Origin of the sequence: Streptomyces sannanensis (assembly GCF_039536205.1) — a bacterium.
Taxonomy (GTDB): Bacteria; Actinomycetota; Actinomycetes; order Streptomycetales; family Streptomycetaceae; genus Streptomyces; species Streptomyces sannanensis.
Genome location: NZ_BAAAYL010000001.1, coordinates 5002285 through 5017365 on the forward strand (window position 1 = coordinate 5002285; position 15081 = coordinate 5017365).

General features: G+C 71.5%; 8 protein-coding genes and 1 pseudogene. 8 read left to right on the forward strand and 1 reads right to left on the reverse strand.

The window, feature by feature from the left end; translation table 11 throughout:
- Positions 1-183: 183 nt before the first annotated feature.
- From ABD858_RS23510 to ftsY, 4 genes are all read left to right on the forward strand, one after another.
- A complete protein-coding gene (locus ABD858_RS23510; protein ID WP_345040880.1) occupies positions 184-399 on the forward strand; it encodes a hypothetical protein in 216 nt (71 codons plus the stop codon).
- Positions 400-632: 233 nt separating this feature from the next.
- Positions 633-4199 carry a chromosome segregation protein SMC gene (smc, locus tag ABD858_RS23515; protein WP_345040882.1) on the forward strand — a complete coding sequence of 1189 codons (3567 nt, stop codon included), beginning with the start codon at positions 633-635 and terminating at the stop codon, positions 4197-4199.
- Between the two features lie 179 nt (positions 4200-4378).
- Positions 4379-5797, forward strand: coding sequence for a sugar porter family MFS transporter (locus tag ABD858_RS23520; protein ID WP_345040884.1), 1419 nt, complete (start codon positions 4379-4381; stop codon positions 5795-5797).
- A gap of 255 nt (positions 5798-6052) precedes the next feature.
- A complete protein-coding gene (gene ftsY, locus ABD858_RS23525; RefSeq protein WP_345040886.1) occupies positions 6053-7267 on the forward strand; it encodes a signal recognition particle-docking protein FtsY in 1215 nt (404 codons plus the stop codon).
- 241 nt (positions 7268-7508) lie between these two features.
- Here the strand turns inward: ftsY and ABD858_RS23530 are convergent.
- Positions 7509-8161: pseudogene (locus tag ABD858_RS23530) on the reverse strand (bifunctional DNA primase/polymerase).
- 381 nt (positions 8162-8542) lie between these two features.
- Here ABD858_RS23530 and nsdA point away from each other — a divergent pair.
- The 4 genes from nsdA to ABD858_RS23550 all read left to right on the forward strand — a co-directional run bounded on the left by nsdA (position 8543) and on the right by ABD858_RS23550 (position 14598).
- The gene (nsdA, locus tag ABD858_RS23535) at positions 8543-10027 is read left to right on the forward strand and encodes a transcriptional repressor NsdA (protein ID WP_345040889.1); all 1485 of its coding nucleotides are present in this window, start codon (positions 8543-8545) and stop codon (positions 10025-10027) included.
- A 362-nt stretch (positions 10028-10389) separates the two neighbouring features.
- Positions 10390-11754: an ammonium transporter gene (locus ABD858_RS23540; RefSeq protein WP_345040891.1), complete on the forward strand. Its 1365-nt coding sequence runs from the start codon at positions 10390-10392 to the stop codon at positions 11752-11754.
- Positions 11751-12089, forward strand: a complete 339-nt coding sequence (locus ABD858_RS23545; protein WP_345040893.1) for a P-II family nitrogen regulator — start codon at positions 11751-11753, stop codon at positions 12087-12089. Before ABD858_RS23540 ends, ABD858_RS23545 begins: the two co-directional genes overlap by 4 nt.
- 31 nt (positions 12090-12120) lie before the next feature.
- Positions 12121-14598, forward strand: coding sequence for a [protein-PII] uridylyltransferase (locus ABD858_RS23550; protein ID WP_345040896.1), 2478 nt, complete (start codon positions 12121-12123; stop codon positions 14596-14598).
- Positions 14599-15081 lie beyond the last annotated feature (483 nt).

Sequence of the window (15081 nt, forward strand, 5' to 3'; positions counted from 1 at the left end):
CCGGTACGGGGCGTGATCGTGTTGACCGTCAAACTTTTTGGTGAGACGCTGGAAGCCCCGCGCACCTTAGCTGTTTGGCAGTGAGAACCGCAGCGAGAACAAGGCTGCCGAGCACCGCGGGTGCGAATCCCTCACGACCCACCACCGCTTCGGTCGGTCACTCAGTGTGGAGGACCATCCATCATGGCAAAGGCGCTTCTCGGTTACGTCGGCGGTTCCGACCCGCGACTCCTCGCCGAGATGCGACGGCTCCAGCAGCGCGTCCACGACCTCGAATCCGAGCTCGCACGGATCCAGTCCGAGAACGACGCGCTGACCGCTGCCGCCGCGCACCGCGGAGACTCGTTGCTCGAGGGCATCGACATCGACGTACCCCAGGCGGAGCCTGCGCTCACCTGACACGGGTCACATGAGACAAGGTCCGGTCAGGACGACCACGTCAGCCGCTTGATCCAGAACGATGTGCAAGGGACGCTTCGGCGTCCCTTCTTACATTCCCTACCGCCCCGTAGCGCTTCCTTTACCGTCTGATGTGCCCTGCGCCTTGATGGGTGAAACCGCACATGGATGGGGGAACCTCCCGCTCGAGCGGAGCCGAGAGCGGGGGAGGGAGGGCGGTAGAGTCCGGCGGCGTGCACCTCAAGGCCCTGACCCTGCGCGGCTTCAAATCCTTCGCCTCCGCCACGACCCTGCGGTTCGAACCCGGAATCACCTGTGTCGTCGGCCCCAATGGCTCCGGCAAATCCAATGTCGTGGACGCGCTCTCCTGGGTCATGGGCGAACAGGGCGCCAAGTCGCTGCGCGGCGGCAAGATGGAGGACGTTATCTTCGCCGGCACCACCGGGCGGCCGCCGCTCGGCCGCGCCGAGGTGTCTCTGACCATCGACAATTCCGACGGTGCGCTGCCCATCGAGTACGCCGAAGTCACCATTACGCGGATCATGTTCCGTAACGGCGGCAGCGAATACCAGATCAACGGCGACACGTGCCGGTTGCTCGACATCCAGGAACTGCTCTCCGATTCCGGCATCGGCCGCGAAATGCACGTCATCGTCGGCCAGGGCCAGCTGGACTCCGTACTGCACGCCGATCCGACGGGGCGCCGCGCCTTCATCGAAGAAGCCGCGGGCGTCCTCAAACACCGCAGACGGAAAGAGAAGGCGCTGCGGAAGCTCGACGCGATGCAGGCCAACCTGGCGCGCGTACAGGACCTGACCGACGAGCTGCGGCGCCAGCTCAAGCCGCTCGGGCGGCAGGCGGCGGTGGCCCGCCGGGCCGCCGTGATCCAGGCCGATCTGCGCGACACACGGCTCCGGCTGCTCGCCGACGACCTGATGCGGCTGCAGGAGGCGCTGAAGGCCGAGATCGCCGACGATGCCGCGCTGAAGGAGCGCAAGGAGAAGGCGGAGGCCGAGCTGAAGGCCGCCCTGACACGCGAAGCCGAACTGGAGGACGAGGTACGGCGTCTCGCGCCGCGCCTGCAGCGGGCTCAGCAGACCTGGTACGAGCTGTCCCAGCTGGCCGAACGGGTGCGCGGTACGGTCTCGCTGGCCGACGCCCGGGTCAAGAGCGCCACCACGGCTCCCGAGGAGGAACGCCGCGGTCGCGACCCGGAGGACATGGAGCGCGAGGCGGCCCGTGTCCGCGAACAGGAGGCGGAGCTGGAGGCCGCGGTGGAAGCCGCCCAGCGGGCCCTGGAGGACACCGTCGCCCACCGGGCGGACCTGGAACGCGAACTGGCGGCCGAGGAACGCCGTCTCAAGGACGCCGCCCGCGCCATCGCCGACCGGCGCGAGGGCCTGGCCCGGCTGCAGGGCCAGGTCAACGCCGCGCGTTCGCGGGCCGCTTCGGCCCAGGCCGAGATCGACCGGCTGGCCACCGCCCGCGACGAGGCGGCCGAACGGGCCGCCCGGGCCCAGGAGGAGTACGAGCAGCTCAAGGCCGAGGTCGACGGCCTGGACGCGGACGACGCGGAGCTCGCGGAGCGAAACGAGGCGGCGCGGCACGCCCTGGCCGAGGCCGAGTCGGCGCTCACGGCGGCCCGCGAGTCGGCGACCGCGGCCGAACGCAAACGCGCCGCGGTCGCCGCCCGCCACGACGCTCTCGCCCTGGGCCTGCGCCGCAAGGACGGCAGCGGCGCCCTGCTGGCCGCCCGCGACCGGCTGACCGGCCTGCTCGGCCCGGCCGCGGAACTCCTCACGGTGACCCCGGGCTTCGAGGCCCCGGTCTCGGCGGCCCTGGGCACGGCCGCGGACGCGCTCGCGGTCACGGACCCGTCCACGGCCGCGGAAGCGATCCGCCTCCTCCGCAAACAGGACGCGGGCCGGGCGACACTGTTGCCGGCCGGGCGGCGTTCTCCCTCAAGTGAGCCGGAGCGCCCGTCCTCGGACACCGGCCGGGCCGGGGCGCCCGGACCGCACCCGAGCGTCGCCGACCTGGTGAGCGGTCCCCCCGAACTCATGCGCGCCGTTCGCAGACTCGTTCGCGACATGGTCGTCGTCGGCACCCTGGAGGACGCCGAGGATCTCGTCGCCGCGCATCCGGAGCTCATCGCCGTCACCGCCGAGGGCGACATCCTCGGCGCGCACGTCGCGCACGGCGGATCCGCGGGGGCGCCGAGCCTGCTCGAGGTGCAGGCCTCGGTCGACGAGGCCGCCGGCGAGCTGGCAGAACTGGCCGTGCGGTGCGAGGAGCTGGCCGCGGCGCAGCACCACGCGGGCGAGCGCCGCACCGAGTGCGCCGCGCTCGTCGAGGAATTGAGCGAGCGGCGCAGGGTCGCCGACCGCGAGAAGTCCGCGGTCGCCCAGCAGCTCGGCCGGCTCGCCGGTCAGGCACGGGGCGCCGCGGGCGAGGCGGAACGCACGACCGCGGCGGCCGCCCGTGCCCAGGAGGCGCTGGAGCGGGCGACCGAGGAGGCCGAGGAGCTGACCGAGCGGTTGCTGGTGGCCGAGGAGACCCCGGCCGAGGAGGAGCCGGACACCTCCGTACGGGACCGGCTCGCCGCCGACGGAGCCAACGCCCGGCAGACCGAGATGGAGGCCCGCCTCCAGGCCCGTACCCACGAGGAGCGGATGAAGGCGCTCGCGGGCCGGGCCGACGCGCTCGACCGGGGCGCGTGTGCCGAGCGCGAGGCACGGGCACGCGCCGAGCAGCGGCGCGCCCGGCTGCGTTACGAGGTGCAGGTCGCGGCCGGCGTCGCCGCCGGCGCCCGGCAGCTGCTCGCCCATGTGGAGGTGTCGCTCGTACGGGCGGAGGAGGAACGCACCGCGGCCGATGCGGCCAGGGCGGAGCGCGAGCGGGACCTCGCCATGGCTCGTGACCAGGACCGCGACCTCAAGGGCGAGCTGGACAAGCTGACCGACTCGGTGCACCGGGGCGAGGTCCTGGGGGCCGAGAAGCGGCTGCGGATCGAGCAGCTGGAGACCAGGGCACTGGAGGAGCTGGGCGTCGAGCCGGCCGGACTGATCGCGGAGTACGGCCCCGACCAGCCGGTGCCGCCCTCGCCGCCGGCCGAGGGCGAGGCACCCGGGGGCGACGTGCCGCGCCCGTTCGTACGGGCCGAACAGGAGAAGCGGCTCAAGGCGGCCGAACGGGCGTATCAGCAGCTCGGCAAGGTGAATCCGCTCGCGCTGGAGGAGTTCGCGGCGCTGGAGGAGCGTCACAAGTTCCTCGCGGAGCAGCTGGAGGACCTGAAGAAGACCAGGGCCGATCTGCTGCAGGTCGTCAGGGAGGTCGACGAGCGGGTCGAGCGGGTCTTCACCGAGGCGTACCGGGACACGGCCCGGGAGTTCGAAGGGGTCTTCTCGCGGCTCTTCCCGGGCGGCGAGGGCCGGCTTGTCCTGACTGATCCCGACAACATGCTCACCACGGGGGTGGACGTCGAGGCGCGTCCGCCGGGCAAGAAGGTCAAGCGGCTCTCCCTGCTCTCCGGCGGTGAGCGTTCGCTGACCGCCGTGGCGCTGCTGGTGTCGATCTTCAAGGCCCGGCCGAGTCCGTTCTATGTGATGGACGAGGTCGAGGCGGCGCTGGACGACACCAACCTCCAGCGGCTGATCCGGATCATGCAGGAGCTCCAGGAGAGTTCGCAGCTGATCGTCATCACGCACCAGAAGCGGACGATGGAGGTCGCCGACGCGCTGTACGGCGTCTCGATGCAGGGCGATGGCGTCTCCAAGGTCATCAGCCAGCGACTCCGCTGAAATTCACTTCATAAGTTGAACGTCCGGCGAGTGTGGTGGGCTTTTTATCGATATCGACTGCTTCTTGACTTAGGTATGTGAAGGCATAGTCTCTGCGATGTCGCTTTTGACGTCAGGTGGTGGCCGAGGTCGAGCTGTGCCCCACTGGAAGTGCTCGCCCTTCACGCAGGAGTACCACCGTGACCAGCACATCGAACCAGGCACCGACCGGTGGACGTGCGGCGCATCCGGAACATCTCGGCCGTGTCATCTTCATCGCCGCCTCCGCCGCCATGGGCGGCTTCCTCTTCGGCTACGACAGTGCCGTGATCAACGGCGCGGTCGAGGCCATCCGCGACCGGTACGGCATCGGATCCGCCACCCTCGCCCAGGTCATCGCCATCGCACTGATCGGCTGCGCGATCGGTGCGGCCACGGCCGGCCGGATCGCCGACCGGATAGGCCGCATCCGCTGCATGCGGATCGCCTCGGTGCTGTTCGCCGTCAGCGCGCTGGGCTCCGCACTGCCGTTCGCCCTGTGGGACCTCGCCATCTGGCGGATCGTCGGCGGCTTCGCCATCGGTATGGCATCCGTGATCGGCCCGGCCTATATCGCCGAGGTCGCCCCTGCCGCCTACCGCGGCCGGCTCGGGTCCTTCCAGCAGGCAGCGATCGTCACCGGCATCGCCGTCTCCCAGCTCGTCAACTGGGGCATCCTCGACCTCGCGGGCGGAAAACAGCGCGGAGTGATCGGCGGTCTCGAGGCCTGGCAGTGGATGCTCGGAGTGATGGTCGTCCCTGCCGTGGTGTACGGCCTGCTCTCGTTCGCGATCCCCGAGTCCCCGCGCTACCTCATCTCGATCGCAGAGTACAGCCGTGCGAAGGAAGTCCTCGCCGAGGTCGAGGGGCACGAGGTCGACCTGGACCAGCGCGTGCTCGAGATCGAGTACGCGGTGCGCAGCGAGCACAGGTCGACGTTCAGGGATCTGCGCGGAGGGCGCTTCGGTCTGCTGCCGATCGTCTGGGTCGGCATCGGCCTGTCGGTCTTCCAGCAGCTCGTCGGCATCAATGTGGTGTTCTACTACTCCGCGACGCTGTGGCAGTCGGTCGGCATCGACCCGTCGGCCTCGTTCCTGTACTCGTTCACCTCGTCGATCATCAACATCATCGGTACCGTCATCGCGATGCTCCTCGTGGACCGGATCGGCCGTAAGCCGCTGGCCCTGATCGGCTCGACCGGTATGGCGCTGGCGCTGGCGCTGGAGGCCTGGGCCTTCAACGCCGAGCTCGTCAACGGCAGGCTTCCGCACACCAACGGCCTGGTCGCCCTGATCGCCGCCCATGTGTTCGTGCTCTTCTTCGCGCTCTCCTGGGGCGTGATCGTCTGGGTGCTGCTCGGTGAGATGTTCCCGAACCGGATCCGGGCCGCGGCCCTCGGCGTGGCCGCCTCCGCGCAGTGGGTCGCGAACTGGGCCATCACCGCGAGCTTCCCGAGTCTGGCCGACTGGAACCTCTCCGGCACGTATGTCATCTACACGGCCTTCGCCGTGCTCTCCATCCCCTTCGTGCTCTTCTGTGTGAGGGAGACCAAGGGCAAGGCGTTGGAGGAGATGGGCTGAAACCCCGCTGCCCCTCTCCTCTTTCCACGGCTGCCCCGGCTCGTCCCCCGAGCCGGGGCAGTGCGTGTTCCGGCTGTGGCCGGGCGCTTCCCGTGCGTTTCGTTTCCATCCGATACTGGGAGCGTTGTGACTCCGACCTGAGCGGGCTTTTCGTCGGTACTGGGCCGGACGGCGGACCAGCCCGGCCCACAGGGGTACATACCCCACAATGGGAGCGAACCACCTGGGCTGGCGTCACGCCATACTGGACGAGTTATGGAATTCGTCATCCTTGCTGTAGTCATCGCCCTGGTCGCGATCGGCGTCATCAGCGGACTCGTGGTCAGCAGCCGCAGGAAGAAACAGCTGCCGCCCGCCCCGCCTCCGAGCGCGCCGACCATCACCGCTCCGCCCGCAGAGCCGCATGTCGGCGAGGAGGCGGAGACACCGCGCGAAGAACCGCGCCGGACCATCGAAGAAGTCGGCCTCCCCGAGGCCGGCACCCCGGTAGCCCTCGAGGAGCCTCCGGCTCCGGCCGTTCCCGAGGCTCCCGCGATCGAGATCCCCGAGCCGGCCGCCGGCCGCCTGATCCGGCTGCGCGCCAGGCTCGCCCGCTCCCAGAGCACCCTGGGCAAGGGTCTGCTCACCCTGCTCTCCCGCGAGCGCCTCGACGACGAGACCTGGGAGGAGATCGAGGACACCCTCCTCACCGCCGACGTCGGCGTCACCCCGACCCAGGAGCTCGTCGAGCGGCTCCGCGAGCGCGTGAAGGTGCTCGGCACCCGCACCCACGAGGAACTGCGTTCCCTGCTGCGCGAGGAACTCCTCACGCTCGTCGGTACGGACTTCGACCGCTCCTTGAACACCGAGAGCGACCTGGACACCCCGGGCATCGTCATGATCGTGGGCGTCAACGGCACCGGCAAGACCACCACCACCGGCAAGCTCGCCCGCGTCCTCGTCGCGGACGGCAAGTCGGTCGTCCTCGGCGCCGCGGACACGTTCCGTGCCGCCGCGACCGAGCAGCTCCAGACCTGGGGCGAGCGGGTCGGCGCGCGCACGGTGCGCGGGCCCGAGGGCGGCGACCCTGCGTCGGTGGCCTTCGACGCGGTCAAGGAGGGCATCGCCGAGGGCGCGGACGCCGTGATCATCGACACCGCGGGCCGGCTGCACACCAAGACCGGCCTGATGGACGAGCTCGGCAAGGTCAAGCGCGTCGTCGAGAAGCACGCGCCGCTGGACGAGATCCTGCTCGTTCTCGACGCCACGACCGGCCAGAACGGCCTGGTGCAGGCGCGTGTGTTCGCCGAGGTCGTGGACATCACCGGCATCGTGCTCACCAAGCTCGACGGCACCGCCAAGGGCGGCATCGTGGTCGCGGTCCAGCGCGAGCTCGGCGTCCCGGTCAAGCTCGTGGGCCTGGGCGAAGGCCCGGACGATCTGGCCCCCTTCGAGCCGGAGGCCTTCGTCGACGCGCTGATCGGCGACTGACGCCACGCGCTTCGTACGTGTACGAGGGTGAGCAAGCGCCCGGCCGCGGATGCGGCCGGGCGCTTGCGTTGATCCGCGGTGCCGGCGGACGGAGTCCGGCGCAGCGGCCCGAAGCCTGTGAGGCCGCCTGCGGCCGGGCAGTGCGAGGGGCGCGTGGAGAGGATCAGATGCGGCCGGGCGTTTCCGTCGTGGGAGGTGTACGAGGACGGACACTGCGGCCCGCCCCGCGTGCGGCGTGGTGCTACCTCGCCCACCGGTGGCAGATGTACGCGAGCGTGCCCAGCAGCAGCCGGGCCTGCGGGGGGCGGCCCGCCGTGTCCAGCGCGGGGGCGCGCAGCCAGCGGACAGGCCCGAGGCCGGCCAGATCGGACGGCGGGCCGTGATGTACGCGCCGGGCCCCAGACCGTGCAGGTCGAGCCCCGCGTCGTCCCAGCCCATCCGGTACAGCAGCGCCGGCAGTTCCGCGGCCGCGCCGGGCGCGACGAAGAACTGAGCGCGGCCGTCCGGCGTCGCGGCGACCGGGCCCAGCGGCAGGCCCATCCGTTCCAGGCGGACCAGCGCCCGACGGCCCGCCGCGGCCGCGACGTCGATGACGTCGAAACTGCGGCCGACCGGGAGCAGCACCGACGCCCCGGGCACCTGGGCCCACGCCTCGGCGGCCTCGTCGAGTGTGGCGCCCGCCGGCACCACGGGGGCGAAGTGCAGAGGGTGCGTGCCCGGGGACGCGCAGCCCGAATCGCCGCAGGTGCACTGCCCGGACGCCGCCTTGGCCCCGGGGGCCACATCCCAGCCCCACAGTCCGGTGTACTCGGCCACCACCGTGCACTCCGCGGCGCGGCCGCGACGCCGTGAGCCGGACCGCATCTCCCGGATGCCGCCGATCGTGAAGCCCATGCCCCCTCCAACGGGTCCGACTCACCGGTGGTTACGGTACGGAGTCATTCCATGACATTCGGTCTTCCCGGGGTGGTGTGCTGCGCACCGCGCGCCCCTGGCGCACACCACTCCGCCGACTCCTGATTGACGTAGTCAAGTGAATCGCTTCGGGCAGTGGCGGAGTTCATTCGAAGGGGTGGCGAATGGTGGCGTTTCTGAAATCGCCCTCGCCGGAGCGGTGCTCGGGGGGTTACTTTCGGTACACGAACCCTGGAGCTGTCTTTGCTCGTGGGTATGCCACAGGCAAACCGGTTTCCCGTTCGAGGGGCACCGGTCGTGGCGAGCGGCATCCTGGACAGGGTTCGCTCGAAAAATGCTTCAGCGGGATGGGGGCGTTCAGTGAGCGGCAGCGGGGCAAGCGGAACGAACGCCGGCAAGCGCCCCAACGAGCAGCTCGGCTCGTGGTTCGTGCGCAGCGGCTGGTCCAAGGGCGAACTCGCCCGGCAGGTGAACCGCCGGGCACGTCAGATCGGTGCTCATCACATCAGCACCGACACCTCCCGGGTACGACGCTGGCTGGACGGCGAGCAGCCGCGCGAGCCCATTCCGCGCCTCCTCTCCGAACTCTTCTCCGAGCGCTTCGGCGCCGTCGTGACGATCGAGGACCTCGGACTGCGTACGGCGCACCAGTCGCCCTCGGCGTCCGGTGTCGACATGCCCTGGGCGGGCCCGGCGACCGTCTCGCTCCTCAGCGACTTCTCGCGCAGCGACCTGATGCTGGCGCGGCGCGGCTTCCTCGGGACCTCGCTGGTACTGTCCGCGGGGCCCGCCCTCATCGAGCCGATGCAGCGCTGGCTGGTGCCCGCCCCCTCCGGGGAGAGCGGGGCGGCCGGCCCGGCCGAGACCGCGGCCGCCGCGCGGCGGCCGTCCCGGCTGTCCCCGCCGGAGCTGGAGCTGCTGGAGACCACCACCGCGATGTTCCGCCAGTGGGACGCGCAGTGCGGCGGCGGCCTGCGCCGCAAGGCGGTCGTCGGGCAGCTGCACGAGGTGACCGACCTGCTCCAGGAGCCGCAGCCGCCCGCCACCGCCAAGCGGCTCTTCAAGGTCGCCGCCGAACTCGGCGAGCTGGCCGGCTGGATGAGCTACGACGTGGGCCTGCAGCCCACCGCCCAGAAGTACTTCGTGCTCGCCCTGCACGCCGCCAAGGAGGCCGGGGACAAGCCGCTCGGCTCGTACATCCTCTCCAGCATGAGCCGTCAGATGATCCACCTGGGGCGGCCGGACGACGCACTGGAACTCATCCACCTGGCGCAGTACGGCAGTCGCGACTGCGCCACCGCCCGCACCCAGGCCATGCTGTATGCGATGGAGGCCCGCGCCTACGCCAACATGGGCCAGCCCAGCAAGTGCAAGCGGGCCGTGCGGATGGCCGAGGACACCTTCGCCGACGTCGGCCTCGACGGCGAACCCGAGCCGGACTGGATCCGCTTCTTCTCCGAGGCGGAGCTCAACGGCGAGAACGCCCACTCCTACCGGGACCTGGCCTATGTGGCCGGCCGCAGCCCCACCTACGCCTCGCTCGCCGAGCCCGTCATGGAGCGCGCGGTGGAACTCTTCGCCAAGGACGAGGAGCACCAGCGCTCGTACGCCCTGAACCTCATCGGCATGGCGACCGTGCACCTCCTCAAACGGGAACCCGAGCAGTCGACGGTCCTGTCGCAGCGGGCGCTGACCGTCGCCCGGCAGATACGCTCCGAACGTGTCAACACGCGTCTGCGCAAGACCGTCGACACCGTCGCCCGGGACTTCGGCGATGTCGCTGAGATCAGACGTCTCACCGACGAGCTCACCGAACAACTGCCCGAAACCGCCGAGGCTGTCTGAGCCTCCGCCGAACAGAGTCCGGGCCGCCAGGATCCGAACCGCCAGGAACCCCGGCCGCGCCTGCCACCCCGTGATGCCCGACTCGGCTCCCCCATGCCAGGTCAACCGGGTGGCCGGCGCGGCCGGCTCACATCCGGCGGAGGGTACGCGGGACCACGGCCCTGATCCGGCAGTTCATGGCGACGTAACACGCCCCACCTCTTCGTCACTACGGCGAAACACCGTGCGGCATCGTCGGAAACCGCGCTGCGCGAATCTCTGGCGCACAACCGGCCCACCTCCCCCGGACTCCGTCCGGGGCGCCCCCATCCGCACGTCCCCCGAGTCCCCGCACGGGCCGTACCGACGACGAGGAGACGCCGATGCCCCCAGGCATCACCCTGGCCGCAGAGGCACCACAGCTGTCTGCCGCCAACACCGGGTTCATGCTCATCTGTTCCGCGCTGGTGATGCTCATGACGCCCGGACTCGCCTTCTTCTACGGAGGCATGGTCCGCGTCAAGAGCACCCTCAACATGCTGATGATGAGTTTCATCAGCCTCGGGATCGTCACCCTGCTGTGGGTGCTGTACGGCTTCAGCCTCGCCTTCGGCACCGACATCGGTTCCCTCATCGGCTGGACGCCGGACTTCGTCGGCCTCAGCGGAATCGGCCGCGACCAGCTGTGGGACGGCTACACGATTCCCGTCTTCGTCTTCGCGGTCTTCCAGCTGATGTTCGCCGTCATCACCCCGGCGCTGATCAGCGGTGCCCTCGCCGACCGGGTGAAGTTCACCGCCTGGGCGCTGTTCATCACCCTCTGGGCCACCGTGGTGTACTTCCCCGTCGCGCACTGGGTGTGGGGCGCGGGCGGCTGGCTCTTCGAGATGGGCGTCATCGACTTCGCGGGCGGCACCGCCGTCCACATCAACGCGGGCGCCGCCGCCCTCGGCGTGATCCTCGTCATCGGCAAGCGCGTCGGCTTCAAGAAGGACCTGATGCGCCCGCACAGCCTGCCACTCGTCATGCTCGGCGCCGGCCTGCTGTGGTTCGGCTGGTTCGGCTTCAACGCCGGCTCCTGGCTGGGCAACGACGACGGCGTCGGCGCGGCGATGTTCGTCAACACCCAGGTCGCCACCGCCGCCGCGATGCTCGCCTGGCTCGCCTACGAGAAGATCCGCCACGGCGCCTTCACGACGCTGGGCGCCGCCTCCGGCGCGGTCGCCGGCCTCGTCGCCATCACCCCCTCCGGCGGCTCCTGTTCCCCCCTCGGCGCCATCGCCATCGGCGCCGTCGCCGGACTGCTGTGCGCCATGGCCGTCGGCCTCAAGTACAGGTTCGGCTACGACGACTCCCTCGACGTCGTCGGCGTCCACCTCGTCGGCGGTGTCATCGGCTCCCTGCTGGTCGGCCTCTTCGCCACCGGCGGCGTACAGTCCGACGCCAAGGGTCTCTTCTACGGAGGCGGTTTCGAACAGCTCGGCAAGCAGGCCACGGGCGTCTTCGCCGTCCTCGGCTACTCCCTGGTCGTCTCCGCGGTCCTCGCCTTCGTCCTCGACAGGACGATCGGCATGCGCGTCGGCGAGGACGACGAGATCTCCGGCATCGACCAGGTCGAACACGCCGAGACCGCCTACGAATTCAGCGGAGCCGGCGGCGGTACCGCCCCCCGCAAGGCCCCGTCCGCGCCGAACCCGGCCGGGACCGCCGCGACCGCACCGCAGACGGACAAGAAGGTGGACGTATGAAGCTCATCACCGCAGTCGTGAAGCCGCACCGGCTGGACGAGATCAAGGAGGCCCTCCAGGCCTTCGGGATCCACGGCCTCACCGTCACCGAGGCCAGCGGATACGGCCGCCAGCGCGGACACACCGAGGTCTACCGGGGCGCCGAGTACACCGTCGACCTCGTCCCGAAGATCCGTATCGAGGTCCTCGTCGAGGACGACGACGCGGAACAACTGATCGACGTCATCGTCAAGGCGGCCCGCACCGGCAAGATCGGCGACGGCAAGGTGTGGAGCGTCCCCGTCGACACGGCAGTCCGAGTCCGCACCGGCGAACGCGGCCCCGACGCGCTGTAGGGAGCCCGCGAGCGAGCCGAAGGAGCACCGCGTGACGAGTGCTGATGTGACGACCGGAACGGAAGATTCGGGACCCGGCGGCTACGCGGCGGCCCGGCTGCGCCTCCTGCAGGAGAAGGCACGGTCCGGGCCGCCGCGCCGTGCCGCGCTTGCCCGGCTCACCGACACCTGGCTCACCGGCCTGTTCACCGAGGCCGCCCGCGAGGCCGGGGTGTGCGCAGCCTCCCTGATCGCCGTCGGCGGATACGGACGGGGCGAGCTGTCCCCGCGCAGCGACCTCGACCTGCTGCTCCTGCACGACGGCAGCGCCGACGCCGACGCGGTGGCCGCCCTGGCGGACCGGATCTGGTACCCCGTGTGGGACCTCGGCCTCGCCCTCGACCACTCCGTACGCACCCCCGTCCAGGCGCGCAGGGCCGCGGGCGAGGACCTCAAGGCACACCTCGGCCTCCTTGACGCCAGGCATGTCGCCGGCGACCCCGGCCTCACCGCGGGGCTGCGCACCGCCGTCCTCGCCGACTGGCGCGACCAGGCCCCGAAACGGCTCCCCGAGCTGGCCGAGCTGTGCCGGGAACGGGCCGCCCGCCAGGGCGAACTGCGCTTCCTGCTGGAGCCCGACCTCAAGGAGGCCCGCGGCGGACTGAGGGACGCCACCGCCCTTCGGGCCGTCGCCGCCTCCTGGCTCGCCGACGCCCCCCGCGAGGGCCTCGCCGAAGCCCGGCGTGTCCTGCTCGACGTACGCGACGCCCTGCACCTCGCCACCGGGCGGGCCACCGACCGGCTCGCCCTGCAGGAGCAGGACTCCGTGGCCGCCGGACTCGAGCTGCTCGACGCCGATGCGCTGCTGCGGCAGGTGTACGAGGCCGCCCGTACCGTCTCGTACGCCTCCGACGTCACCTGGCGCGAGGTCGGCAGGGTGCTGCGCTCCCGCTCGGCGCGGCCCCGGCTGCGCGGACTACGCGGCGGCAGCCGGCCCGTGGCTCAGCGGGCCCCGCTCGCCGAGGGCGTGGTCGAGCAGGAGGGCGAGGTCGTCCTCGCCCTCCCCCAAGCTCTCGGCTTCGCTCGAGCAGGGGGGACCCCCATCGCCCGCCCCGAAAGCGACCCCGTGCTCCCGCTGCGGGCGGCCGCGGCGGCCGCGAGGTCCGGCCTTCCGCTGTCCCTGCACGCCGTGCGCCACCTCGCGGCCGCCGTGCGCCCGCTGCCCGTGCCCTGGCCGGCCGAGGCCCGTGAGGAGCTCGTCATGCTGCTGGGCGCGGGGGAGTGGACCGTCCCGGTGTGGGAGGCCCTGGAGGCGGAGGGCCTGATCACCCGGCTGCTGCCCGGCTGGGAACGGGTCCGCTGCCGTCCCCAGCGCAACCCCGTCCACACCTGGACCGTCGACCGGCATCTCGTCGAGACCGCGGTACGCGCCTCCGCCCTGACCCGTCGTGTCACCCGCCCCGACCTCCTCCTCGTCGCCGCGCTGCTGCACGACATCGGCAAGGGATGGCCCGGCGACCATTCGGTGACCGGCGAGGTCATCGCCCGCGACATGGCAGCGCGCATCGGCTTCGATGCCCATGACGTGGACGTGGTGGCCACCCTCGTACGACACCACCTCCTCCTCGTCGAGAGCGCGACCCGCCGCGACCTGGACGACCCGGCGACGATCGGCTCGGTCGCCGAGGCCGTGCAGTCCGTGGGCACCCTGGAACTCCTCCATGTCCTCACCGAGGCCGACGCCCTCGCCACCGGGCCCGCCGCCTGGTCCTCCTGGCGCGGCAAGCTCGTCGCCGACCTCGTCCAGCGTGTCGGCGGGGTCCTCGCGGGCCAGGAGCCGCCGTCCCCCCAGCCCGCCGCGCCCGGCGCCGAACACGAGCGCCTCGCGGTGGAGGCGTACCGCACCGGCGGTCCCGTGCTCGCCCTGCGGTCCCGGACCGAGGGCACCGAGCCCGAGCCGGTCGGCGTCGAGCTCCTGATCGCCGTTCCCGACCAGCCGGGGGTCCTGCCCGCGGCGGCCGGAGTGCTCGCCCTGCACCGCTTGACGGTCCGAGCCGCGGAACTCCGCGTCCTCGACCTCTCCGAGGCCGTGGAGCGTGGTGCCGCGGTGCTCCTCCTCGACTGGCGGGTCGCCGCGGAGTACGGGTCCCTGCCGCAGGCCGCCCGGCTCCGCGCGGACCTCGTCCGCGCGCTGGAGGGCTCCCTGGACGTCCCGTCCCGCCTGGCCGAACGCGAGGCGGCGTATCCCCGCCGCCGAGGCGTCCCGGCCCCGCCCCCACGTGTCACGGCCGTCCCCTCGGCCTCCCACCTGGCCACGGTGATCGAGGTCCGAGCCCAGGACGCACCCGGGCTGCTGCACCGGATCGGCCGGGCCCTGGAGGGCGCCGGGGTCCGAGTCCGCAGCGCGCACGTGTCCACGCTGGGCGCGAACGCGGTGGATGCTTTCTATGTCACCGGGCTGGACGGCGCCCCCCTCTCCCCGGAGGAGGCGTCACGGGTGGCCCGCACCCTGGAGGCGGCCCTGCGCTGACGCTGGTCTGTGGCTGCGGGCCGGGGGTCCGGTACGAGTGCCCCGCGGGGACGGCCCTCGCCGTCGGCGGTTCGCGGGCCGGTGTGCATGCGCGGCTGTGGCCTGGCGGCTGGGCCGGGTTTGCCTGCCGCCCCACCCGTGCGGGTCTCGTTCGGCACCGGTTCCCACGTGGTCGGTGCCACACCGACGGCGTCCACAGACCGGTGGTGGCCCGGCTGCAGCCCGTCCCGAGCGGCAGCCGGGCCGACCCGGGGGCACCGTGACTCCCGCCGCCGCGAGTCGTTGAACATCGCGTGCTCCCCGCCGCAGCGGGGGATGATCCGCCTGCACAGCAGGTCGTCAAGATCGGCAATGCATGCTCCCCGCCCACGCGGGTGTGGTCCGGACGAGCTCGTCACGATGCTCGGCGGCGATACCTGGTCCCCGCCACCGCGGGGTTCACGCCCTCGCCGGTCGAATCCGACCGGCGAGGGCGTCTTCGTC

What these genes read in the sequence shown, in the direction of transcription:
- ABD858_RS23545 (WP_345040893.1), top strand. Translation starts at nt 11,751, where the DNA reads ATGAAGCTCATCACCGCAGTCGTGAAGCCGCACCGGCTGGACGAGATC.
- ABD858_RS23540 (WP_345040891.1), top strand. Translation starts at nt 10,390, where the DNA reads ATGCCCCCAGGCATCACCCTGGCCGCAGAGGCACCACAGCTGTCTGCC.
- ABD858_RS23510 (WP_345040880.1), top strand. Translation starts at nt 184, where the DNA reads ATGGCAAAGGCGCTTCTCGGTTACGTCGGCGGTTCCGACCCGCGACTC.
- ftsY (WP_345040886.1), top strand. Translation starts at nt 6,053, where the DNA reads ATGGAATTCGTCATCCTTGCTGTAGTCATCGCCCTGGTCGCGATCGGC.